The 22316-nt window shown below is 62.0% G+C and carries 18 protein-coding genes and 1 pseudogene; 10 read left to right on the top strand and 9 right to left on the bottom strand.

Translation table 11 applies throughout. From position 1 onward, the window contains the following. Positions 1-86: 86 nt before the first annotated feature. On the top strand, positions 87-494 hold the full coding sequence (locus AC6CIA_RS23295; protein ID WP_498315498.1) for a helix-turn-helix domain-containing protein: 408 nt from the start codon (positions 87-89) through the stop codon (positions 492-494). A gap of 58 nt (positions 495-552) precedes the next feature. Next, positions 553-3360, top strand: a complete 2808-nt coding sequence (locus AC6CIA_RS23290; RefSeq protein ID WP_498315497.1) for an ATP-binding protein — start codon at positions 553-555, stop codon at positions 3358-3360. Here AC6CIA_RS23290 and AC6CIA_RS23285 read toward each other — a convergent pair. After that, positions 3307-4797 carry an ATP-binding protein gene (locus AC6CIA_RS23285; protein ID WP_498315496.1) on the bottom strand — a complete coding sequence of 497 codons (1491 nt, stop codon included), beginning with the start codon at positions 4795-4797 and terminating at the stop codon, positions 3307-3309. The genes AC6CIA_RS23290 and AC6CIA_RS23285 overlap by 54 nt on opposite strands. Positions 4798-4947: 150 nt before the next feature. Beyond that, entirely contained in the window at positions 4948-5898 is a 951-nt protein-coding gene (locus AC6CIA_RS23280) for a GlxA family transcriptional regulator (RefSeq protein ID WP_498315495.1), read from the bottom strand. Positions 5899-6099: 201 nt separating this feature from the next. Here AC6CIA_RS23280 and AC6CIA_RS23275 point away from each other — a divergent pair, with 201 nt between their 5' ends. The 6 genes and pseudogenes from AC6CIA_RS23275 to tal all read left to right on the top strand — a co-directional run bounded on the left by AC6CIA_RS23275 (position 6100) and on the right by tal (position 12613). Then, complete coding sequence (locus AC6CIA_RS23275; RefSeq protein WP_498315494.1) at positions 6100-6822, top strand: pirin family protein; 723 nt, start codon at positions 6100-6102, stop codon at positions 6820-6822. Between the two features lie 133 nt (positions 6823-6955). After that, positions 6956-7261 (top strand): annotated as a pseudogene (locus tag AC6CIA_RS23270) (phage infection protein); the annotation flags it as partial. A gap of 196 nt (positions 7262-7457) precedes the next feature. Next, positions 7458-7964, top strand: coding sequence for a sigma-70 family RNA polymerase sigma factor (locus AC6CIA_RS23265; RefSeq protein ID WP_498315493.1), 507 nt, complete (start codon positions 7458-7460; stop codon positions 7962-7964). After that, positions 7961-8920: a FecR domain-containing protein gene (locus tag AC6CIA_RS23260; protein WP_498315492.1), complete on the top strand. Its 960-nt coding sequence runs from the start codon at positions 7961-7963 to the stop codon at positions 8918-8920. Before AC6CIA_RS23265 ends, AC6CIA_RS23260 begins: the two co-directional genes overlap by 4 nt. A 101-nt stretch (positions 8921-9021) precedes the next feature. Then, entirely contained in the window at positions 9022-11466 is a 2445-nt protein-coding gene (locus tag AC6CIA_RS23255; RefSeq protein WP_498315491.1) for a TonB-dependent siderophore receptor, read from the top strand. Positions 11467-11689: 223 nt separating this feature from the next. Continuing rightward, positions 11690-12613 carry a transaldolase gene (gene tal / locus AC6CIA_RS23250; protein WP_498315490.1) on the top strand — a complete coding sequence of 308 codons (924 nt, stop codon included), beginning with the start codon at positions 11690-11692 and terminating at the stop codon, positions 12611-12613. Positions 12614-13765: 1152 nt separating this feature from the next. Here the strand turns inward: tal and AC6CIA_RS23245 are convergent. Both AC6CIA_RS23245 and AC6CIA_RS23240 read right to left on the bottom strand, forming a co-directional pair. Continuing rightward, a complete protein-coding gene (locus AC6CIA_RS23245) occupies positions 13766-14947 on the bottom strand; it encodes a sugar transporter (protein ID WP_498315489.1) in 1182 nt (393 codons plus the stop codon). An 88-nt stretch (positions 14948-15035) separates the two neighbouring features. Beyond that, positions 15036-16034: a bile acid:sodium symporter family protein gene (locus AC6CIA_RS23240; protein ID WP_498315488.1), complete on the bottom strand. Its 999-nt coding sequence runs from the start codon at positions 16032-16034 to the stop codon at positions 15036-15038. 85 nt (positions 16035-16119) lie between these two features. Here AC6CIA_RS23240 and AC6CIA_RS23235 point away from each other — a divergent pair, with 85 nt between their 5' ends. Both AC6CIA_RS23235 and AC6CIA_RS23230 read left to right on the top strand, forming a co-directional pair. After that, positions 16120-16908: an AraC family transcriptional regulator gene (locus AC6CIA_RS23235; RefSeq protein ID WP_498315487.1), complete on the top strand. Its 789-nt coding sequence runs from the start codon at positions 16120-16122 to the stop codon at positions 16906-16908. Between the two features lie 97 nt (positions 16909-17005). Beyond that, positions 17006-17434: a hypothetical protein gene (locus AC6CIA_RS23230; RefSeq protein WP_498315486.1), complete on the top strand. Its 429-nt coding sequence runs from the start codon at positions 17006-17008 to the stop codon at positions 17432-17434. Between the two features lie 41 nt (positions 17435-17475). Here the strand turns inward: AC6CIA_RS23230 and AC6CIA_RS23225 are convergent, their stop codons facing one another. The 5 genes from AC6CIA_RS23225 to AC6CIA_RS23205 are packed head-to-tail and all read right to left on the bottom strand — an operon-like array spanning position 17476 to position 22302. After that, the gene (locus AC6CIA_RS23225) at positions 17476-18462 is read right to left on the bottom strand and encodes a LysR substrate-binding domain-containing protein (RefSeq protein WP_498315485.1); all 987 of its coding nucleotides are present in this window, start codon (positions 18460-18462) and stop codon (positions 17476-17478) included. 50 nt (positions 18463-18512) lie between these two features. Further along, a complete protein-coding gene (locus AC6CIA_RS23220) occupies positions 18513-19448 on the bottom strand; it encodes a peptidylprolyl isomerase (RefSeq protein ID WP_498315483.1) in 936 nt (311 codons plus the stop codon). After that, on the bottom strand, positions 19445-19933 hold the full coding sequence (locus tag AC6CIA_RS23215) for a YbjN domain-containing protein (protein ID WP_498315481.1): 489 nt from the start codon (positions 19931-19933) through the stop codon (positions 19445-19447). The genes AC6CIA_RS23220 and AC6CIA_RS23215 overlap by 4 nt, the downstream gene beginning before the upstream one ends. 14 nt (positions 19934-19947) lie before the next feature. Next, a complete protein-coding gene (locus AC6CIA_RS23210; RefSeq protein WP_498315479.1) occupies positions 19948-20583 on the bottom strand; it encodes a DNA repair protein in 636 nt (211 codons plus the stop codon). Between the two features lie 18 nt (positions 20584-20601). Continuing rightward, positions 20602-22302, bottom strand: a complete 1701-nt coding sequence (locus AC6CIA_RS23205) for a putative porin (RefSeq protein ID WP_498315477.1) — start codon at positions 22300-22302, stop codon at positions 20602-20604. Positions 22303-22316 lie beyond the last annotated feature (14 nt).

Here is a 22316-nt window from a genome sequence, read left to right as displayed (position 1 = left end):
CACTGGACTTCCAGCTCACCGGGAAGGTGTTTTTGAGCACGACAATTGTTGCAGCACCGCGCGCCCCCCAACCACGGATGCTTGTCATGGCCCAGACTGAGCAAGTTGCACAACGGATCAATCCCAGCGGCGGCCTGTGTGCCCGGCGCGAACGCATGGTCAAGCAATTGATCCTGGCCAACCTGGGCGAGAGTCTGGAGGTGAACGAACTGGCACGGGCCTGTGCCTTGTCCAGGAGCCATTTTTCGCGTGCATTCAAGTGCAGCACTGGCCTGTCGCCCCAGGAATGGATACGCCAGCAACGCATCCGCCGTGCCAAGGAACTGATCACCAACTCCGGCCTCAGCCTGACCCAGATCAGTCAGGAATGCGGCTTTTGTGACCAGGCGCACTTCTGCCACATTTTTACCCGTAGCGAGGGCGTCAACCCCATGACCTGGCGCAACCATCAGTTGCGCGGTATGTCGATGGGTTCACAGGCGCTTGCACATTAGTTGCGCGCTGGCACCGACCTCTGGAAGATGCTCGAAGACCCCGTCGTCGAGAGCGAGCATGAGTGAGCTGCACACCCTTCCCGAGCATGAGTGCGCGTTGCGGTTTGGTCCTTATTGCGTCCACCCGCGCCAGCGCCTGGTACTGGAAGCCGGCCGGCCGTTGCGCCTGGGGCGTCGGGCACTGGACATCCTGTTGATCCTGCTGGAACAACCCGGCACGGTGGTCAGCAAGCAAACGTTGATTGCCCGGGTATGGCCCACCAGCGTGGTCGAAGACGGTAACTTGCGCGTACATATGGCCGCCCTGCGCAAAGCCTTGGGCGATGGGCAGGCCGGTCAGCGCTATATCCTGACGGTGGCCCAGCGCGGCTACAGTTTTGTCGCGCCCTTGAGTTTCGACACCGTCGCCCACGCTCCACACGGCGCACCCCATGGCCGAGGTCATAACTTGCCATTGCGGCGCACGCGGTTGATCGGGCGCCAGCCGCTTATCGACTGTCTGATGCAGCATCTGCCGCAACAGCGTTTCATTACCCTGACCGGCGCCGGTGGCATCGGCAAGACCTCCGTGGCGCTGCGGGTCGCGGAATTGCTGATCGGCCATTACCGCGACGGCATTTGTCTGTTGGACCTGGCCCCGCTGAACGCCCCGGCGATGATTCTGCCGAACCTCGCCACGCTACTTGGGCTGGCACTGCAGGATGCCGCGCCTTTAGCCGGAATCGCCCGCTCGCTGCAGGAACGCCAGATGCTGCTGGTGATCGACAATTGCGAACACTTGCTCGATGACATCGCCCTGATCAGCGAAACCTTGCTGCGCACCGCGCCTCGCCTGCATATCCTGACCACCAGCCGCGAAGCCTTGCGGGCCGAAGGTGAATATGTGCAACGCCTCGAACCCCTGGCCTGTCCGCCCGCGACGGGCGACCGGGCCCAGGCCATGGCGTACCCCGCCTTGCAATTGCTGATCGAGCGCACGCGATCGCGACAAGAGACGTTTGAACTCAACGACGCCGAGCTGCCGCTGGCCATTGATATCTGTCAGCGCCTGGAGGGCATTCCTTTGGCGATCGAGCTGGTGGCCGCGCAGATCGAGCATTTCAGCCTGCCCGGCCTGCTGCTGGAGATGGAGGACACCTTCCGCTTGCTGACCCGTGGCCGCCGCAGCGCCCTGCCCCGTCACCAGACACTGCGCGCCACGCTGGACTGGAGCCACGAGCGATTGAGCCGTGGCGAACAGACCACGCTGCGACGCCTCGCGGTGTTCCGTGGCAGTTTCAACCTGGCGTCGGCTTCCGCCGTTGTGGTCGACACACAGCTGCCAGCCGGGGAAGTACTGGGCGCGGTGACGCAACTGGCCGCCAAGTCCCTGCTGAATGTCGAGGTCGGGGATGAAGAAGTGGTTTATCGCCTGCTGGACATTACCCGCACCTACGCCCTGGAAAAACTCGCCGCCGCCGGGGAAGTCCAAGCCTCTCGCGAACGCCACGCCGCGTGCTGCCTGGCGCGGATGGAGCAGGCCCAGGACGCTTGGGAAGGCTTGCCGACCTCGCAGTGGATCGAGCGTTATGCGCCGCTGCGCGAAGACATCCGCGCAGCGCTGGATTGGAGCCTGGGCGACCAGGGCGTGGCGTTGCTGGGAATCCGCCTGACAGTCAGCGCCATGCCGTTGTGGCAGGAGCTGTCGCTGGTCACGGATCACGGCTTGTATGCCCGCAAGGCCTTGGTGCTGCTGGAGCAATCCCCCAGCCCTTGCCCGCGCCTGCGCACACGCCTGCACCTGGCCCTGGGCAGCTTTTCCTATCACTCGCGCGGCGCAACGTCCCAGACCCTTGCCGCGTTTGCCAACGCGCTCACCCTGGCCGAAAGCGTCGCGGACCTTCCCGGTCAACTACGGGCCGTGTCGGGCCATATGGCCGCCAACCTGTGCGATGGCGAATATCGTCAGGCTCTCGAAAAAAGCCAGCACTTCGATCGGATCGGGCTCCACAGCGACCCGGCATGGGCCTTGAGCGCCCAGCGCTTGCGGGTCCTCGCGCTGCACTATACGGGCAACCAGACACTCGCCGCGCACCACGCCGAGCAGGTGATTCAGCGCATGGCTCAAAACGGCCAGCTCAATCGGTTTACCCCGGGCTTTGGCGTGCAGTACGACCAGAGCGTGGCGTCGCTGACGGTCCAGGCGCGAATCCAGTGGCTGCAGGGTTTTCCCGACCGCGCCTGGCGCACGGCCAACCAGGCTCTGGAACTGGCATTGCAAATCAAGCACGGCACGTCGATTTGCTACACCCTCGCCCTGGCCGGTGTAGTGATCGCGCATTACAACGGCGATATCACCTCGGCCCGCGCCTTGCTCGAGCGTTTGCAGCAACAGGCACAGCAGCATTCGGTATTGTTGTTCCAGACGTGGGCCAGCCACTACGCCAGGGCGTTGGGGGATGCCGTTGAAGTGAGCGATCTGCAAGCCTTGGGCCTGGTCCAGGACATTCTGGTCACCTGGGGCAGCGCGACGGTCGACGAGCCAGCGGTCGAGCGGGCCAGGCAAGGCCACGCAGGCTGGTGTGCCGCGGAAATCCTGCGGGTACGGGCCGAGGCGTTGCTGCTTCTGGGCGACCCTTCGCAGGTCCAGGCGGTCGAGGCATTGTTGCTGGAAGCGCTAGACCTTGCCCGTCGACAAGGTGCCTTGGCCTGGGAGCTGCGCAGTGCGATCTCCCTGGCGCGCGTCTGGATCAGCCAGGGCCGTCGTCGACCGGCACGGAAGCTGCTGGCGTCGGTCCATGGCCGTTTCACGGAAGGCTTTACCACCCGCGACCTAGTCTGCGTACGCGAACTGCTCGACGGCTTGCAGGACCACCTGTTGGGTTGAAAACCGCCCAAGGGCCTGACCGTAGCCTTGTTGCAAGCGTGCCACTTGTGCCGGATCCCCCAATTGCGACAGCGCGTAGGCGCGCACGCTGTTGAGCAACCGATAGCGCCGTGGGCCGGGCCCCGGCTCGACGGCCAGCAACGAGGTGTCCACCAGTTTTTTCAGCAAGTGATCGAGGTCGGCGTGTGCAAGTTCGCTGCCCGCGACCATCGCGCTCAAGGTCGGCAAGGTCACGGCCATCCTGAACAGTGCCAACTGCAGGAACAGCCAGCGCTGCGGCAGGCTCAAGCGCTGATAGGTCCAGTGCATGGCCGCCGACAGCGACTGATGACGTTCTACAGCGGTGCGCCGCCCACCGTTCAACACCTGCAGACCGTCGGCCAGTTGCCCAAGCAAACCGCGTACGCCCAGGACAGGCACCTGCGCCGCCGCCAACTCCAGGGCCAGGGGAATGCCGTCAAGGCGTCGACAAATCTCGCGCAGCGCCGGCAAGTCCTGTTCACGCAGGGTAAAACCCTGCTGCGCAGCCTGCGCCCGTTTCACGAACAACTGCATCGCCGGGTATTCCATGGCTTGATCCACACTGGCCAGCGCCGACAGCGGCGGCAGTGACAACCCGCAAATACGTTGCACCCGCTCGCCCGGAATCCGCAGCAACTCGCGGCTGGTCACCAGCACTGTCACGTGCGGCGCAACATCGCGCAGGGCCAGCAACAGGCTGCGGCAGGCGTCGAGCAAGTGGTCGCACCCGTCGAGCACCAACAACACTTGGCGTGACGCCAACCGCTGGCATAACCCACGCAGGGTGCTGCGAGGCTCAACTGGCAACATCAGAATCTCGGCCATGCGTTGGAACATCGCGGCAGGCTGGCTGACGTTGGTCAGATCCACCCACCAGGCGCCGTCGCGATAACGCGGCAACAACCGTTCGGCAAGACTCGAGGCCAGCGTGCTCTTGCCCACACCGGCACCGCCGGTCAGGGTCAGCAGCGCTTGCCCGGACAGTCCCCGCGCCAGGCTGCGGAGCAATTGATCCTGGCCGATCAGCGGACTGAGTCGAGCCGGCAGGTTGTGGCTGGCCAGTGTGGATAGCGTTGCCCGCTCCGGCACGCTGGCGACAAAGCGGTAACCGCGCTGCGGCAGATTGACAATGTAGCGGCGCCCCTCGCGTCCATCCCCCAGGGCCCGGCGCAAGGCCGCGATATGTACTCGCAGGTTGCTCTCCTCCACCACGCTGCACGGCCAGACACGACGGATCAAGACGTCCTTGCCGACGAACTGCCCGGCGTGCTCCACCAACACCGCGAGAATGTCCAGGGCGCGCCCCCCCAGAGACAAGGGTCGGCCCGCTTCGCAGACCAGGCGCTGTTGCCGGTAAAAGATAAACGGGCCGAAATGCACCGCGTCATCGGGTGCCGGGGAGTGGTGACTGTTCATGCACGCTCAAGCACGGAAACCCCCGCTACAGGGCTTCTGCGCATCCTTTTCCATGGGACTCCACGCTATCTTGCCAGCTGGCGATGACAGGGCAATGCTGGCACAGGGAGCCACACGGACATTGGAGTGAGCGAGACGGACATCGCTCCGTCAGTTGAACTGCTGACGGTATTGCGTCGGGTTCAGGCCCAGTTTTTCACTGAACAAAGCACGCATGTGGCGCACGCTGCCAAAGCCTGCGCGAAAGGCCACGGTCTTCAGCGGCAAGTCAGTGCTTTCGAGCAACTGCCGGGCGCGGTCGATACGTGCGCCCTGCAGGAAAGCCATCGGTGTCATCTGCACTTCTTTGACGAACAGCCGCGCAAAATGCCGTGGACTCATGCCCGCCAAAGCCGCCATGGACTCAATGGTGAACGCGTGATCGGGGTGTTCGAGCACCTGCATCTGGACTCGGGTAACCGGCGTTTCCCGCGGCGCCACTGCGGCCACCATGGGGCTGAACTGGGCCTGGCCGCCCTGGCGTTTCATCACCACCAGCAACACCTTGGCCACATCCACCGCCACCTGTTTGCCGTGGTCCTGGGCCACGACGGCCAACGCCAAGTCGATACCGGCGGTGACGCCACCCGAGGTGATCAGCCTGCCGTCTTGCAGGTAGATCCGGTCAGTCTCAACCTGCGCCTTGGGGAACGCCTTGATCAGCCGCTCGGTGTAATGCCAGTGCGTAGTCACCCGATGGCCGTCGAGTAATCCGGCATGCCCCAATATAAAGGCACCGGTGCAAATCGAGCCGAAACGCCGGGCCCGGGGTGCCGCCGAGCGTAACCACGGCAGCAACGTCGCCGGACACTCGTGATAGGCACCCGGGCCACCGGGCACCAGCAGCAAGTCGTAGGCATCGCCGGCCTGGTCCAGCGTCAGGTCGGCCTGGAGCAGGACCCCATTGGATGCGCGCAAGGGGCCGGACTCGGTGCCGAGGGTCAGGATGCGGTAGTGATCGGCGGGTTCAAGGTAGCGATTGGCGATGGAAAACACTTCCAGCGGGCCGGCCATGTCCAGCAAGAGGAAATCGGGAAACAACAGCATGGCCACAGTTTTCATAGGCAAGCACATTCCAGTCCTGGGGAAAGTCAGGTGGACATTATCGCTGACAAACGAGGCGACGGCACGGGATATTGTCAACTAAGAAGAGACAGTAATTCGTCTTTCATCTTCTTAATCAACCCGGCAATAACCATTAATCTTCTTCTCAACCCAGGAGCCCTGCATACCGCAGCCCGCTCCCCTTGAGGAGAAGACACCATGCTGACCCTTCGCAAAGCTCACGAACGCGGCGCCGCCGATCACGGCTGGCTGAAGTCATTCCACACGTTTTCGTTCGCCAACTACTGGAACCCCAATGAGCAGGGTTTTTCCGACCTGCTGGTGATCAACGATGATCGGGTCGCCGCCGGCAAGGGTTTCGGCCAACACCCGCACCGCGACATGGAAATCTTTTCGTATGTGCTCGAAGGTGCGCTGGAACACAAGGACACCCTGGGCACCGGCTCGGTGATCCGTCCCGGCGATGTGCAACTGATGAGCGCCGGCAGCGGCGTGGCCCACAGTGAGTTCAACCACAGCCAGACGCGTGGCGTGCACTTCCTGCAAATCTGGATCGTGCCAGCGGTGGCCGGCGCCGAACCGCGCTATCAACAGGAGCACTTCAGCGAGGCACAGAAACGTGGACGCCTGCAGTTGATTATCTCGCCGGACGGCGCCGCAGGCTCACTCAGTGTGCGCCAGGACGCACGCGTCTACGCCGGACTGTTCAACGGCGCCGAAGCGGCCACGCTGGCCCTGGCAGCGGATCGCCACGCCTACATCCATGTGGCGCGGGGCAGCCTCGAGGTCAACGGCCAGCGCCTGGGCGAAGGCGACGGTGCCCGAGTGCGCGATGAGCAGGAAATCCGCTTGAGCGGCGGCGATAACGCCGAGGTGCTGGTATTCGACTTGCGCCCCAATGAGCTGCCGCGGATGCCGTGATGCGTCTGCGATGACCCGTGATCCGGGTCATCGCTGGCGTCGATAGTCACCATCAGCCCAATGAAGTTCTCATAAAAAAACCACCGCGTAACATTCACTCCATACCCAATCACAACACCCGGAGCACACCACCATGAAACGCCAAATCATCCTCGGCCTGGCTTTTTCGGTATTGGCCGCCAACGCTTTCGCCCACCCTGTTGTCGCGGAAGGCGGCGCGGATCGCCTGATCGACAATCGTGTCGCCGAAGGTGGCTCGGAACGCCTGCTGGAACGTCGTGTTGCCGAAGGCGGCTCGGACCGCCTGCTGGAACGTCGTGTCGCCGAAGGTGGCTCGGACCGCCTGCTGGAACGTCGTGTCGCCGAAGGTGGCTCGGAACGCCTGCTGGAACGTCGTGTTGCCGAAGGTGGCTCGGATCGCCTGCTGGATAGCCGCGTCTGATCCGACGTCGTTCGCGGTACCCCAAACCGGCCTGATCAGCCGGTTTTTTTTCGTCTGCCGCACGGTAAGCCGCTCAAACTGTCCGCAGTCGGTGATCAAGCGTGCCTTTTAATCCCTGCACACCGTTGCAGCGACCCTCGCGCAAAAGGTAGTATTGAGAACGATTCACAATACCACCTGAGAAAGACGATCCGTGCAACCGCCTTCAATCCGTAAGCTGGGCTTCTTTTTCAGCGACCATCACCGTTGGCTGCTGCAACATATACAGCGTCGCGTGCGTAACCATGCGGATGCCGAAGACACCGCCGCCGATACCTTTTGCCAGATGCTGGCCGCACGGGTCGATCCCGACAGCATTGAACAACCCCGGGCCTACCTCTCCACCATTGCCCGCCGCCTGATTTTTGACCGCTATCGCCGCAGTCGCCTGGAAGCTGCGTACCTGGAACGCCTCGCCGCCGCACCCGAGGCCGTGACGCCCTCTCCCGAAGAACAACTGCAGTTGATCCAGACCTTGGTGGCCATTGATCGGGCTCTCGACGGCTTGCCCTTGATCGTCAAGGCCACGTTTCTGTACAGCCAGCTGGACGGCATGAGCTACGTGGCGATCGCACGCAAACTGGGGCTGTCGGAACGTACCGTCAGCCGCTACATGAAACAGGCACTGCGTCAGTGCTATCTCAGCGAACTGGCACCATGAGCAAGGTACGCCTGGATCCGGTCAGCGAGCAGGCCATCGACTGGATGGTGCGCCTGCGCGCCGACCAACCGGATGCGCGTTTGCAACAACGTTTCGATGTGTGGTTGCAGATGGACCCGGCGCATGCCCAAGCCTGGGCCCGGTTGCAGGAGCGATTGGGCGGTTCATGGAACACCCTGCGCACGCTGGATAAGCGCTTGCCCGGTGAGGCACGGCAAGTCTTGTTGCAACCGCAGGGCTCACGACGTGATGTATTGCGCGCCATCGGTAGCCTTGGTCTGTTGGGTGGCGGCCTGTGGCTGGCGGCCCGCAGCCCCGTGGGCGATCGCCTGCTGGCCGACCTGCACACCGCGCGCGGCCAGCGCGAAACCTTCACCCTGCTCGACGGCAGTCGCTTGAGCCTGAACGCCGACACTGCGGTGGATGTGCAATTCGACGCACGCCAACGGCTGGTGATCCTGCGCCACGGTGAACTGGTGATTCAGGTCGCGAGTGAACCCCTGCGGCCATTGCGTGTGCGTACGGCGCAAGGCGAAATCCAGGCCTTGGGCACACGCTTCCTGGTGACTCAAACGCCGGATGCCACGCGTGTGGTGGTGTTGGAGCATTCCGTGCAGGCGAGGTTGCCGGACACTACCCGACGTATCGTGCAAGAAGGCCAATCGGTGCTGCTCTACAGCGACCGTATCGTCCCCGTGGACGGCGATCAGCGCTATCGCAGCGACTGGCTCGCCGGGCACCTCAATGTATTGGACGACTCCCTCGAACAGGTGGTCGCTGCCCTGCGCCCCTACAGCCGTGGTCTTGTGCGGGTCGCACCGCAAGTACGCGACTTGCGCGTGCAGGGCGTTTTCCCGCTCGACGACCCGGATCGCGCCTTCAATGCACTGGCCGAGACCCTGCCGATCCGTGTCGATCGCTACAGCCCGTGGCTGACGCTGATCAGCGCCAAATAGCCGGGCAACAGGTTTTTTATGCAAATCACTCTTATTTGTGTCCGGTTTTTGCTTTTCGGCCCACCTATCTCCTGAAACGTCCACACCTTCAGGAGAATGCTGTGATTAACCCTTGGCCCCACGCCCTTTCTGTCGCCGTTGCCTTGGCAACCCTGGCAAGCCCTGCCCTGGCACAGGCGCAAAGCCTGTCCTTCAACCTGCCGGCGGGCCCGCTGGCCAGTACGCTGAACGCGATTGCCAGCCAAAGTGGCCGGATCGTGTCCCTGGAGCCTGCACTGGTGCAGGGCAAGCGGGCACCCGCGGTGATCGGCCTGATGCCGGTCGAACAAGCCATGGACACCGCACTGCAGGGCAGCGGCTTGCAGTTGCGTATCACCGGGCAAGGCAATTTCAGCGTCGAGCCACGCATCGACAACGGTACGGCGCTGCAGCTGGGTGTCACCTCCATTACTGAACACAGTGTCGACCCCACCACGACCGAAGGTTCCGGTTCCTACGCGGCGCAGGCGGTGAGCATCGGCAAAGGCAGTCACAGCCTCAAGGAGATTCCCCAGTCGGTGACGGTGATGACCCGCAAGCAAATGGACGACCAGGGCTTGGTCGATCTCAAGGATGCGGCCAACCAGACCACCGGCCTGCTCGGCGTACAAGGCGTCGGCAAAGGCATGATCCTCACCTCACGCGGCTTCCAGATTGACGATTGGCAGTACGACGGCGTGCCCATCCCGCGTAACACTTACGCCTTGGGGAACTGGGCGACCCAGGACCTGATCTTCTTCGACCGCCTGGAAGTGCTGCGCGGTGCGTCCGGTTTGCTCCAGGGCACCGGCAGCCCCGGCGGCGCGATCAACCTGGTACGCAAGCGCGGACAGACTCTACCCACCGTCAACCTGACCGCCAAGGCCGGCAGTTGGGATCATTATGGCCTGCAACTGGACGCCGGCGGCCCACTCAATCAAAGCGGCACGATTCGTGGGCGCATGGTGGCGGACGAAGACCAGAGCGATTCGTTTATCGACTATGAATGGAGCAAGACCCACTCGCTGTACGGTGCCCTGGACTTCGACCTGCAGGAAGACACCACCCTGGGCCTGGCCGTCAGCCGCACCAACGCCGAGTCGCGCCCGATGCTGCGGGGTTTGCCGCGTTATGCCAACGGTGATCCGATAGACCTGCCACGCGCAACCTTCACCGGTTCGCGCTGGAATCACTCGCAGATCGATGTCACCACGCTGTACGCCGACTTCGAACACCGCTTCAACGATGACTGGACGTTCAAGGTCGGCGCGATACGCATGACTGAAGAAAACACCGCCACCCATCAACGCGTCCAGAGCACCAACAACGGCCTGAATGCCGACGGCAGCGGCTTGACGTATGCCGACTGGTACACCGATTTCGACTCCACCAAGCTGGGCCTGGACATCAACCTCAATGGGCATTTCGAAGCCCTTTCCATGGCGCATGAAATCACTCTCGGTGGCAACTACTCCAAGTTCACCTCCGACGACATCATTGCGCGCACCTTCAATAACAGCACCGACAACATCTTCGATATCGATCACAACCGCCCCGAGATCAGTTACGACAGCTTGCTCAACACCCCTGGCGGCCGCGCCACGCCAAGCAAATACGACGTCCGCCAGAAAGGCCTGTACGGCAGTTGGCGCGTCAAGCCGATCGACCCGTTGACCCTGGTACTCGGCGCGCGCGTCAGTTGGTATGACTACAGCTATACATCCTCGACCCTCCTGGCGATGACCCACGCCACCACTGTCAATGAGCCAAGTACCCTGAGCGAAACCGGCCAAGTGACTCCGTACGCCGGGATCGTCTACGACTTGAGCCGCGAGTGGGCGGTGTACGCCAGCTACACCGACGTGTTCGAGCCCCAGTCGCAGCGCGACCGCAATGACGCGGTGCTGAAACCGGTGATCGGCAGCAACTATGAAGTCGGCCTCAAAGGTGAGCTGATGGATGGTCGGGTCAACACGTCCCTGGCACTGTTCCGCTACGACCAGAAAAACCGCGCCGTCACCCATTCCGCCCTGGATGATGAATGCGGCGGCGTATCCTGCGCGACGGCCTCGGGCAAAGTGCGCAGCCAGGGGCTGGAAGCGGAAATCAGCGGTGAGGTAGTGAGCGGCCTGCAACTGTTTGCCGGCTACACCTACAACACCACCAAGTTCCTCGAAGACCCGACCAACAAGGGCCGCGTATTCAGCACGTGGACCCCCAAACACATGTTGCGGGTCTGGAGCGACTACCAGCTCAGCGGTGACTGGAGCCAGGTCAGCGCCGGCCTGGGCTTCACCACCCAGAGCCATACCCTGGGTTACGAGCGCACCTATGACGTGCCGGGCTACACCGTCTGGAATGCCCGAGTGGCTTACCAGTTGACCCCCGAAGTGGGGCTGGCCCTGAACGCCAACAACCTGTTCGACAAGACCTACTACGCATCCGGGTACAATCAGTTGAATGGCAACAACTTCTACGGTGACCCACGCAATGTGATGTTCAGCGTGAAGTACACGCCGCAGTTCTGAGGGCTGGGACGCGATTGGCGGACAGCCAGGCAATCACTGTCGACGGCGACAGGTTCATGTCGTAACGGGCGGCGCCGGTTTGCTATCCTCGCCGGCATCGTCCCCGCGCCCGTCACTATGCGTCGTCTGCGTGGCGCCTTTACGAGCGGCCGCGTGGAGCGGGTCACCGACCTGGACACTGCCCAGGCGTTAAACCATTACCCCCTGCTGGAGATTGCTTGCCATGACCTCAAAACTGGAACAACTCAAACAGTTCACCACCGTGGTCTGCGACACCGGTGACCTGGAAGCCATCTCTCGCCTGCGCCCGGTCGACGCCACCACCAACCCTTCCCTGCTGCTCAAGGCCTCGGCCATCGAACATTACGGCGATATCCTGCGCAGCTCCGTCAACCTGGCCAAGGGCGACCTGGGCCTGGCGTGCGATCAATTTTCGGTGGCGGTGGGCTGTGGCATTCTCAAGGTAATTCCGGGGCGCATCTCCACCGAAGTCGACGCACGCCTGTCCTTCGACGAAGACGCGCTGTGGGCCAAGGCCAATCAGTTGATCGAGCTGTATGACAAGGCCGGGGTCGGCCGCGACCGGGTCCTGATCAAACTGGCCTCCACTTGGGAAGGCATCCGTACCGCCGAGCGCCTGGAAAAAGCCGGGATCCAGACCAACCTGACCCTGCTGTTCTCCTTCGCCCAGGCACAAGCCTGTGCCGATGCCGGAGTGTTTCTGATTTCGCCGTTCGTGGGCCGGATCTACGACTGGTACCGCAAGAACACCGGCCTGGACTACACCGGTGCTGAAGACCCCGGCGTGCAGTCGGTGACGCGGATCTACAACTACTACAAGGCCAACGACATTCCTACCGTGGTCATGGGTGCCAGCTTCCGCACCCTGAGCCAGATCGAACAACTGGCCGGTTGTGACCGCCTGACCATCAGCCCCGAGCTGCTGCAACAACTGGATGCTGACCAGGGCACGCTGCAACGCCAACTGCTGCCGGGGGCTGCCGGTGAACCCCGCGCGCACCTCAACGAGGCGCAATTTCGCTGGGCCTCAAATGAAGATGCGATGGCCACCGAAAAGCTTGCCGAAGGTATCCGGCAGTTCGCGCGGGATCAGGAGAAGCTGGAGACGGTGTTGGCCGCGCTATGACAACCGCTGCCAGCACGCCCCCCTCACCCTAACCCTCTCCCGGAGGGAGAGGGGACTGAATGGGGGATATTGGCGATTTACGGCGACCTGAAAGATCGCCGTGGAATCCATAATCAATACACTGTTTCAGGTCGCCCATTTTCGCAGCACACTTCGGTCAGTTCCCTCGCCCCCGTGGGGAGAGGGGACTGAATGGGGATATTGGCGATTTACGGTGACCTGAAAGATCGCCGTGGAATCCATAATCACTAGGCTGTTTCAGGTCGCCCATTTTCGCAGCACACTTCGGTCAGTTCCCTCGCCCCCGTGGGAAGAAGTGACTGAATGGAGGATATTGGCGATTTACGGCGACCTGAAAGATCGCCGTGGAATCCATAATCAATACGCTGTTTCAGGTCGCCCACTTTCTCAGCACACTTCGGTCAGTTCCCTCGCCCCCGTGGGAAGAAGTGACTGAATGGGGGATATTGGCGATTTACGGTGACCTGAAAGATCGCCGTGGAATCCATAATCAATACGCTGTTTCAGGTCGCCCATTTTCTCAGCACACTTCGGTCAGTCCCCTCGCCCCCGTGGGAAGAAGTGACTGAATGGGGGATATTGGCGATTTACGGCGACCTGAAAGATCGCCGTGGAATCCATAATCAATACGCTGTTTCAGGTCGCCCATTTTCGCAGCACACTTCGGTCAGTTCCCTCGCCCCCGTGGGAAGAAGTGACTGAATGGGAGATATTGGCGATTTACGGCGACCTGAAAGATCGCCGTGGAATCCATAATCAACACGCTGTTTCAGGTCGCCCATTTTCGCAGCACACTTCGGTCAGTCCCCTCGCCCCCGTGGGGAGAGGGGACTGAATGGGGGATATTGGCGATTTACGGCGACCTGAAAGATCGCCGTGGAATCCATAATCAATACGCTGTTTCAGGTCGCCCATTTTCTCAGCACACTTCGGTCAGTCCCCTCGCCCCCGTGGGGAGAGGGGACTGAATGGGGGATATTGGCGATTTACGGTGACCTGAAAGATCGCCGTGGAATCCATAATCAATACGCTGTTTCAGGTCGCCCATTTTCTCAGCACACTTCGGTCAGTCCCCTCGCCCCCGTGGGGAGAGGGCTAGGGTGAGGGGAGAGTTCTCAAGCCAACCAAAAATCACCGTGCCCCACCCTGCCCAAACCGATAAATCGCCAAGCAATACCCCCCCAGAGCCATCACCGCCAACCCGCCGCCTGCCGCTCCAATCCAGGCAAACCCGAAGTGTCCCCCCACCCAACTCCCCAACAACGCCCCGCCACCGATCCCGACGTTGTAAATCCCGGAAAACATTGCCATCGCCACATCAGTGGCATCCGGCGCCAGCACCAGCACTTTCGATTGCAAGGCCAGGCCAAACGCCATGATCGCCATGCCCCAGAACACACTCAATCCCACCAGATACGTCACATCACCGCTGAGCGGCAACAGCAGCCCCAGGCACAGCGCCAAGACAGACACGGCGATGACCAGGAATCGATAGGGATTGAAACGATGCAACAGACTGAATAACAGCGAACCGATGATACCCGCACCGCCAAACACCAGCAGCACCAGGGTCACGACACTCCCGCCAAGCCCCGCGACACGCTCGACGAAAGGCTCAATGTAGCTATAGGCGGTGAACTGCGCGGTCACCACCAAGGCGGTCAACATATAGAGCGCCACCAGCGCCGGGCGTTTGAACAGCAGCGGCAGGCTGCGTAACGACCCCGAGTTCTGGCTCGGCAGCAACGGCAAGGTGCGCGCCAGCCAAAACACCAGCGCGGCGGCAAACGCGGCGATCACCAGAAATGTGGTGCGCCAGCCCATGGCTTCACCCAGCAGGCGCCCCAGCGGAATCCCCAACACCATCGCCAGCGATGTACCGGTGGCGAGCAAGCCTAGGGCCTGGACCTGCTTGCCCTCCGGTGCCAGGCGCACGGCCAGGGACGCGGTAATCGACCAGAACAGGGCGTGGGACAGCGCAATACCGATCCGACTGACCATCAACAAGCCAAAGCTATTGGCCACGCTCGACAGTATATGACTGGCGATAAACATGCCGAACAGCACGATCAACAGCTTGCGCCGTTCGACGTTACGGGTCAGCAACATCACCGGCAGCGACGTCAGCGACACCACCCAGGCATAGATGGTCAGCATTAGCCCGACATTGGCAATCGGCATGGCGAAGCTGGCCCCGATGGCACTGAGCAAGCCAACCGGGACAAATTCGGTGGTGTTGAAAACAAAGGCCGCCAGCGCGAGAGCGATGACCGGTTGCCAGTTAGCTTGAGGTGTTGCGGCGCAGGTGCTCATTGACGGGTCGTCTTACTCTGTTGCGCGCCGATCCTTGGGGGCCCGATGCCAGCCCTGGAGCAGCGCGCAAAAATAGTAACACGATGGTTCAGGGATCGACTTGCGCCATCATCTCTGGAATCGTCTCCGGCCGCCGGGCATAACGCTGGGCCAGCGCCGCGCAGACCATCAACTGAATCTGATGGAACAGCATCAGCGGCAGGATCAGTACACCGATGGTGCTGCCGGCAAACAACACCTGGGCCATCGGCACGCCGGTGGCCAGGCTTTTCTTCGAGCCGCAGAACAGGATGGTGATGCGATCTTCCTGGTTAAAACCGAAAACCTTGCCCAACACCATGGAGGCCACCAGCACCAGCGCCAGCACTACACAGCAGGCTACCACCAGGCCGCCCAGCTCCCACAACGGGATCTGGCGCCAGATACCTTCGTTGACCGCTTCACTGAAGGCACCGTAGACCACCAGCAGGATCGAACCCTGATCGACGAACTTCAGCCAGTTCTTGTTGCGCCCCACCCAGGCGCCGATCCAGCGGCGGGCGATTTGCCCGGCAACGAACGGTAGCAACAACTGCACGCTGATTTTAAGGATCGCGTCAACGGTAGAACCGCCATCGCCATGCACGTTGAGCAGCAAGGTCACCAGCAGGGGTGTCAGGAAGATGCCGAACAGGCTGGAAGCCGCCGCGCTGCAAATCGCCGCGGGGATATTGCCGCGGGCCAGGGACGTGAAGGCAATCGCCGACTGCACCGTGGCCGGTAGCGCGCACAGGTAGAGCATGCCCATGTACAAATCTTTGCCGATCATCGGTGACAGCAATGGCTTGAGCGCCAGCCCCAACAGCGGGAACAGCACGAACGTCAGGCTGAACACCAGCAGGTGCAAGCGCCAGTGACCAGCACCCGCGACGATGGCCTGGCGTGAGAGTTTGGCACCGTGGAGGAAGAACAGCAGCGCAATGGCGAGGTTGGTCACCCAGCCGAAGGCCACGGCGGTCTGGCCGCTGGCGGGCAGCAGCGAGGCGAGGATCACCGTGGCAATCAAGGTCAGGGTGAAGTTGTCGGGTAAAAAACGAGGGCGGGTCATGGGCTGTTCTTCCAGGGGTTGCCAAGAGCGTCATGCCGACTCTAACGTAACGGCTTGTTACCGACTAACGCCAACGAGCCAGTAAATGCCGCCTAAAGGACATGAAAAAACCGTCCGCCGCACAATTCCCGGACTGTCCAGCCTGCCACGACCGGTGTACGGCCGCACCGAATCCCTGCCCAATCGCGCCCTCACCCGGCGCCACAGCCACCCGTGGGTGCAGTTGTCGTATGCGATTTCCGGGGTATTGGAGATCCAGACCAGCGCCGGGCGCTTTGTCGCGCCACCCCAGCGCGCGGTATGGATCCCGGCGGGGATGCCGCACAAGGTGTTCAGTTCGCCGCACACGGAGATGCGCAGTCTGTACCTCGATTGCAGCGTGACCGGTTGGGCGGCCGATCGCTGTCAGGTGTTGGCCGTAAGCGATCTGCTGCGCGAATTGATTCGTCGTTTCAGCGAACTGCCGGTGGCGTATGTCGAGGACGGACCGGATGGACGACTGGCCCGGGTGCTGCTGGACCAATTGGCTGCCGCGCCGCAAGTGGATCTGATGCTGCCGCTGCCCCATGACAGTCGCTTGCGGCAGATATACCGTAGCTTGAACCTGCGTCCGGAACAGTCGACCACGCTGGGCCAATGGAGCCAGAAACTCGGGGTCAGCGAAAAAACCCTGAGCCGGTTGTTCTTGAGCGACACCGGCCTGACGTTCCGCGCCTGGCGCCAACGCCTGCGACTACTGGGCGCCCTGCCCGCCCTGGAGCGCGGCGAACGGGTGACGGACGTGGCACTGGGTTGTGGCTACGAATCGATATCGGCGTTTATTGCTGCGTTTCGCCAGCAGTTCGATGCCACGCCGGGGGAGTTTTTCCGTTAATGTCCAAGCGTTCATGGAAAAATCCCCATCGCCGCCGTCCGACTGGTATTGTGCCGCGCTTTGAAAAAACTGCCGTAGACCTGCGAGGAAACGCACCGTGAGTACTGATGCCAAAATGACCGGGGACCTGTTCGAAGTGGACAAGCGCCTGTCGCTCAAGCCCGTGGTGGACTTCAATAGCTACCTGCTTGCCGCTTTCGGTGATGGCCCATGCACCTGCGTACGCTGTGTCGCCAGCGCCGGTGACGAGAGCGGTTACGCGTATCAGCACACCTTCAACTTCCAGGGCCAGGTGAGCAACCGCCGCTTCGCGTCTACCGCCGCCAGCGATGTGTTATTGGCATTGAAGAAGGCCTGGTTGTCCTACACCAAGGCCGAGTTGCCCGGCAGCGGTGATCTGGCGCTGGAAACGCTGAAGGAATTTGTCGAACCGCAGTTGCACAAACGCTTGTTGCCACTGTTGCTGGCCAGTGGCCTGGTCAAGGACGTTGAGGGTGCGTTGCAAATTCAGGCAGTGGTGGCCTGAGCCTCCCTCGCCGAACATCCCGTAGATGACATAGCCAGTGCTCAGTGCTCTGCGCTGAACCACTCCCGCCGCTCCTCAAACGTATTGAGCACCATCGCCACCAGTATCTCCACCTCTTGCGGATGCGCAGTCGCGGCATTGACCGCCATCCACACCTGGCGTTGCATGTCCTCGCTAAACAATCCGGACAAGGCGGTCAAGCCTCGGTCGAAAAAACTCATGTAGCGCGGCAGCAAACCAATACACGCGCTGCATCGAATCATCTCCAGCATCAACGGATACGCCTGCACCTGCACCACTCCCGCCACGCGTTGCTGCACCAGCCGGTTCCACGGCTGCAACGCGTCGACCAGGTGGTCAGGCTGCCATTGCACCAACATATAATCCATCAGGTCATCAATACTGTCCGGACGCGCCGCCAGGCGCGAGTAGCGCTTGGCGATATGCGGCAGGTAGTCCAGGCGCGCCAGGGCTCGCGGTGGATGCGTGACGAAACGCGGTCCCGGTTCCGGCGAGTCGATGGCCCCCAGCCACAGCACCACGTCCGCTTCAACCGCCTGCAATGCCAACGGGCTGTCGATGGACACAATATCCAGGCGCACACGAGCATTGCGGCGCAGCAGCGCGATCAAGTCACGCCCCAAGATGTCGTGCAGGATCGTCTCGGCAACCGCCAGCCGAATCAGTGGTTGCGCCTGCACCGGCAAGCGCCGCTCGTGGGCCAGGGAGATCAGTCGGGCCTGCAACTGCTGGCCGTCGCGACTCAGGGTAAGCACGTTGCCCTGATAGCTGAACAGCGAGCGTTGCATCTGCTCTTCCAACTGAACCAGCCGCTTACGCAACAACGTCGCCTTGATATTCAGACTGCGTGCCGCCTGCATGAAACAGCCACAGCGGGCACTGATCAGGAAGTACCCCGCCACTTCGGGTTCGATCGCGGTCGCCAAGGCCAGCCAAGCCTCGCGTGGTTCGCCGGGCGAGCGGTACGGCAGCATGCCTTGGGGGACGCCGGGCTCTGGATAGTCCATTGGAAACTCCCTGTCTGATGGGTCTGTGCATCCATGCGTACCGCAGCTTCCTACTCCAGCACTTTGTTCAACTCGGCGCCGTCGATGCTCAAGGTCGCGGTATTGAGCATGCCTTCCAGGTAAGCCTTGGCTATCTGTTCCTGACGTTGCGCCCGCAGGGCTTGCGTCAAGCGTTCGCGCAGCTCGTCAAGGCTGGCGGTACGCGCCGGTTGTTGCTCGGTGACTTTGAGTACATGGAATCCGGCCGCACTCTGGACCGCGTCCGAGACGGCGCCTGGCCTGAGACGAGAGACCACGCCACGCACCTCCGGCACCAGTTGCTGCAAGGGTTGCAGACCCGAGTCGCCACCGCGCTTGGCCGTGCCTTCGTCCTGGGAGTACTGGCTGGCCAAGGCGGCGAATTGATCAGGCGCGGCCTGGGCCTGGCGACTCAGTTCCTGGGCCTGGCGGCGTACCGACTCGACACGCTGGGGATCATCGACCGCCAGGAAGATCTGGCTGACCCGGTACAACGCCGGCGTTACCCATTGCGCCTTGCCGCTGTCATAGGCCTGCTGCAATTCGGCGGCGCTGGGGTAATCGGCGGGTACTTGGCTGACCGACAACATGTAGTCGCGAAACACAATCTGCTCGGTGGCGGCACGGGTTTGCTGTTCCACCTCGGGACGCTGGCGCCAGCCCTGGGCGTCGGCCTGTTCCAGCACGGCTTTCTGCGCCAGGCGCGAGCGAATCCAGGTTTCCAGGGCGCCACGGTTACCCCGCAACTGCTCGCGAGATTCGGCCGGCAGGGTCGCCAGCAACGCCTTGAGCTCCGGCAACGCCACCTGTTGATTGCCCAGACGCGCCACTGCGGGGCCTTCCGGGAAAGCGTCAGCGGGCGGTTGCTGGGCGGCCACCGGATCACTGCCTGGGCGCAAACTCAAGCCCACCGCCACCACCAAAAGGACCAGCGCACCGGCGCCGACCACCAGGGTTGGTTTTTTCACAGGGCTGGCGCCTCCTCGCGAGTATCCACGGCAGGCGTTACTTCCGGCGGGCTCTGAAGTTGCGTGGCGGTCTGGCTGTAATCACGCAGATAGACAATAAACTCCTGCAACAGCCGGTCCCACAATTCCAGCTGACTGCGCAGGTGAAGCGCGCCAACGCCGGCCACCACCACATCCATTTCCATCAGCAGGAATTCGCCCTGCAATGACAGGCGGGCAAAACGTCGCGACGCATTCCACACTTGCGCCAGGCCTTCAGGCAACTGGCCCTGCACCCGCAGCGCGCAGCTGTAGGTGAAGTCTACATAGCTGCCCTGCTCCGTCGCCGGGTTACCGAAACGCACAGCAAAGCCGATGCCCTGGCTGGCGCTGAGCAACTGCACGATACCGTTCTGCTCGGTCTGATTGACGCGGTAGCCGGCTTCTTGCAGCAGTTCGGTCAGGCTCTGGGTGGTCACGCTGGTAATCAATTCGTTCATGCTCATCTATTCCTTGTTGATCAGTGGTTGAGCGCCGCCTGGGGCGCATCAAAACGGCTTTTGTACAGCTCGTCGCCAAAGCTTTGGGCCAACTCCTCGAACTTGACCCGCGCGCCGCTGGCGAACGGCTGGCGAATGCTCATCACCTCGGCCACGTCGATTTTTTCGTAGGCTGCCAGCAGTTCCTGGGCGATGCCGTACATCTGTTGATTCTTGGCTGAACATTGCTGCACTTGTGTGTCACGCTCGCTCAATTGCGCTTGCAAACGTGCGCGCTCGGTCTCTTTGCCACGCGCCAGCACCAGCAGCTCGTCATAGGCCTTCTTGAACTTGCCGGTCTGTTCCGCGCTGGCCGCCACCTGCGCTTGAGCCTGGCTGTGCAAGGCTTGTTGTTGACCGAGCAGTTGCTCAGCCGCGCCGCGTGCCTTGTCCAACTCGGCCGTCAATTGCTTGATCTGCGCCTGCGCCTGTTTGGCCTGGTTTTCGGCGGCGATCCTTGCGGCGCTGGCCTGCGCCTGCTCACTTTGCAGGGCCTGCAACTGGGCGGTGGTGCTGCGCAGCTGGGTGCGCAGACGCTCCTCCATGCCTTCGGCCGAAGCGCCCGTGGCGGTCAGGCTGGCGATGACCAACAACAGGCCGCCAATTCGCATGTTCATGGGTGTTCTCCCGGCGCGTCAGAAGCGCGTGTTGAGTTCCAGTTGCATGACGTCGACCTCGAACGGCGCGCCATAGACTTCCGAGGCGCTGAGCCAGCGGGCGCTGGCGTAGATGTTCTTGTCGATGCCGTAGTTGCCGCCGATGAAATAACCCTTGGCGTTGGTGCCACCGAGGTGGAACGACGAATCGTTGAAGCCGTCCGGCAAGGCATCCGGCTGGATGTACTTGTAGCCGGCCAACAGGTTCCAGTCGCCGGCCTTTCTCATCTCCAGCGCGCTGCCGAGGGTGAACTGCACCATCAATGCGTTGGCGCCGCTTTCAAACTCGCCGTTGCGGTTGATGTTGTTGACGATCTGGCCTTCGCTGCGCTTGAGCATTTCGCCCTTGTCGTACGCCAGGTTATGAATGAAATTGGTCTGGCTGCGCAGCTTGAGATCCTCGGGCAACTCGCTATCCCAGACCAGGTTCAGGTCCAGTACATCGAACTTGGACGCCAGGCCCACGTATTGCGGCTGTGGGGTCAGGCCCGGTGTCGCAGGGTTGGCGCTGATGTTGCGCAGCAGGAATACGCTGTTGCCCTTCTGCATGAAGGCCACGCGCGAACCGTCGGTGTCACAGCCTGGTTGGCCGGCCCACGGTGAACACGGGCTGGAGCGCTGGCCTTCGATGTCGTCGAAACGGTAGTAAGCCAATGCACCCTTGAGGCTGTTGCTGCGGTTGATCTTCCAGTTGGCGCCGATCTGCCCGCCGAAGAGCCACTTGTTGTCACTCTCTTCCTTGTCAAAGCCGTTGCTGCTGGCGCTGTCGGAGCTGTACTCGACCGGGAACGCGCCGAGGGTGCCGAACACGCCCCACTCGTTATTGAGGGTGTGGTTGAAGATCGCCGCCACGCCGTCGAAGTTGAGGTCGCCGGAATACATCAAGTCGGTGGAATAGAACGGGTTGGCAATCCGTCCGCCCGTCAAGGTCAAGTCCGGGGAGGCTTTCCAGCTCAGGTAGCCCTGGTCCAGCCAGATGTCTTTTTTGCCAAAACCGCCGCCCAGGGTCTGGGTGGTGGACACCGGGTTGTTGTCGGAGCCGGTGCCGATGCGAATGCCGGCGGTCCATTGCGGCGAGATCAGCGCTTTCATGCCCAGGCGCGCGCGCAGTCGGAACAGATGTTCGCGATCTTCGCGGGTATTGAGCAGCGGAGGCAGCCGGGTGTTGGTGTCTTTGTTGACGTCGTAGGGACCGTTTTCGTTGAGCTTGGCGTAATCGACGATTTCATTGCTGTTGTTACCCGAGAAGTAACGCGACTCATCCCGCAGGCGAATGTCGCCATCGAAACTGATGCGCGATACCCAATCGGGGAACGTATTGGGTTGGGCCCAGTTCTCCTGCTTGGCGGTGGCCATGACCTCGGCCTTGACCTGATCGCGAATCTGCTCGCGTACCGCTGCCGGCACGTACTGCACCCGCACATCCCCCGGCGCCGTAGCTGGGCCGGCGGCAACCGCCGTTGCAGCATTGGCCTGGCGTGCCTGCAACGCCTCTTTTTCGGCCTGGGCGATCAGCCCTTCGGCCTGCTCCTGCTTGAGCACACCTTGCTGCACCAGCAGGCGGATCAGGTTGATCGTGGCGTTTTCCGAAGGCGCGGCCGGAGCGGCCGTTGCCTGGCCGACCAGGGTCGCGATGACCATGCCGACCGCCAGGGTCAATCGATTCACGTGGGAAATCATCTGCACACAACTCC

Source organism: Pseudomonas sp. GQ91 (assembly GCF_059758795.1).
The sequence above is the reverse complement of the archived record's forward strand: the minus strand, read 5'-3'. Positions and strand labels throughout refer to the sequence as shown.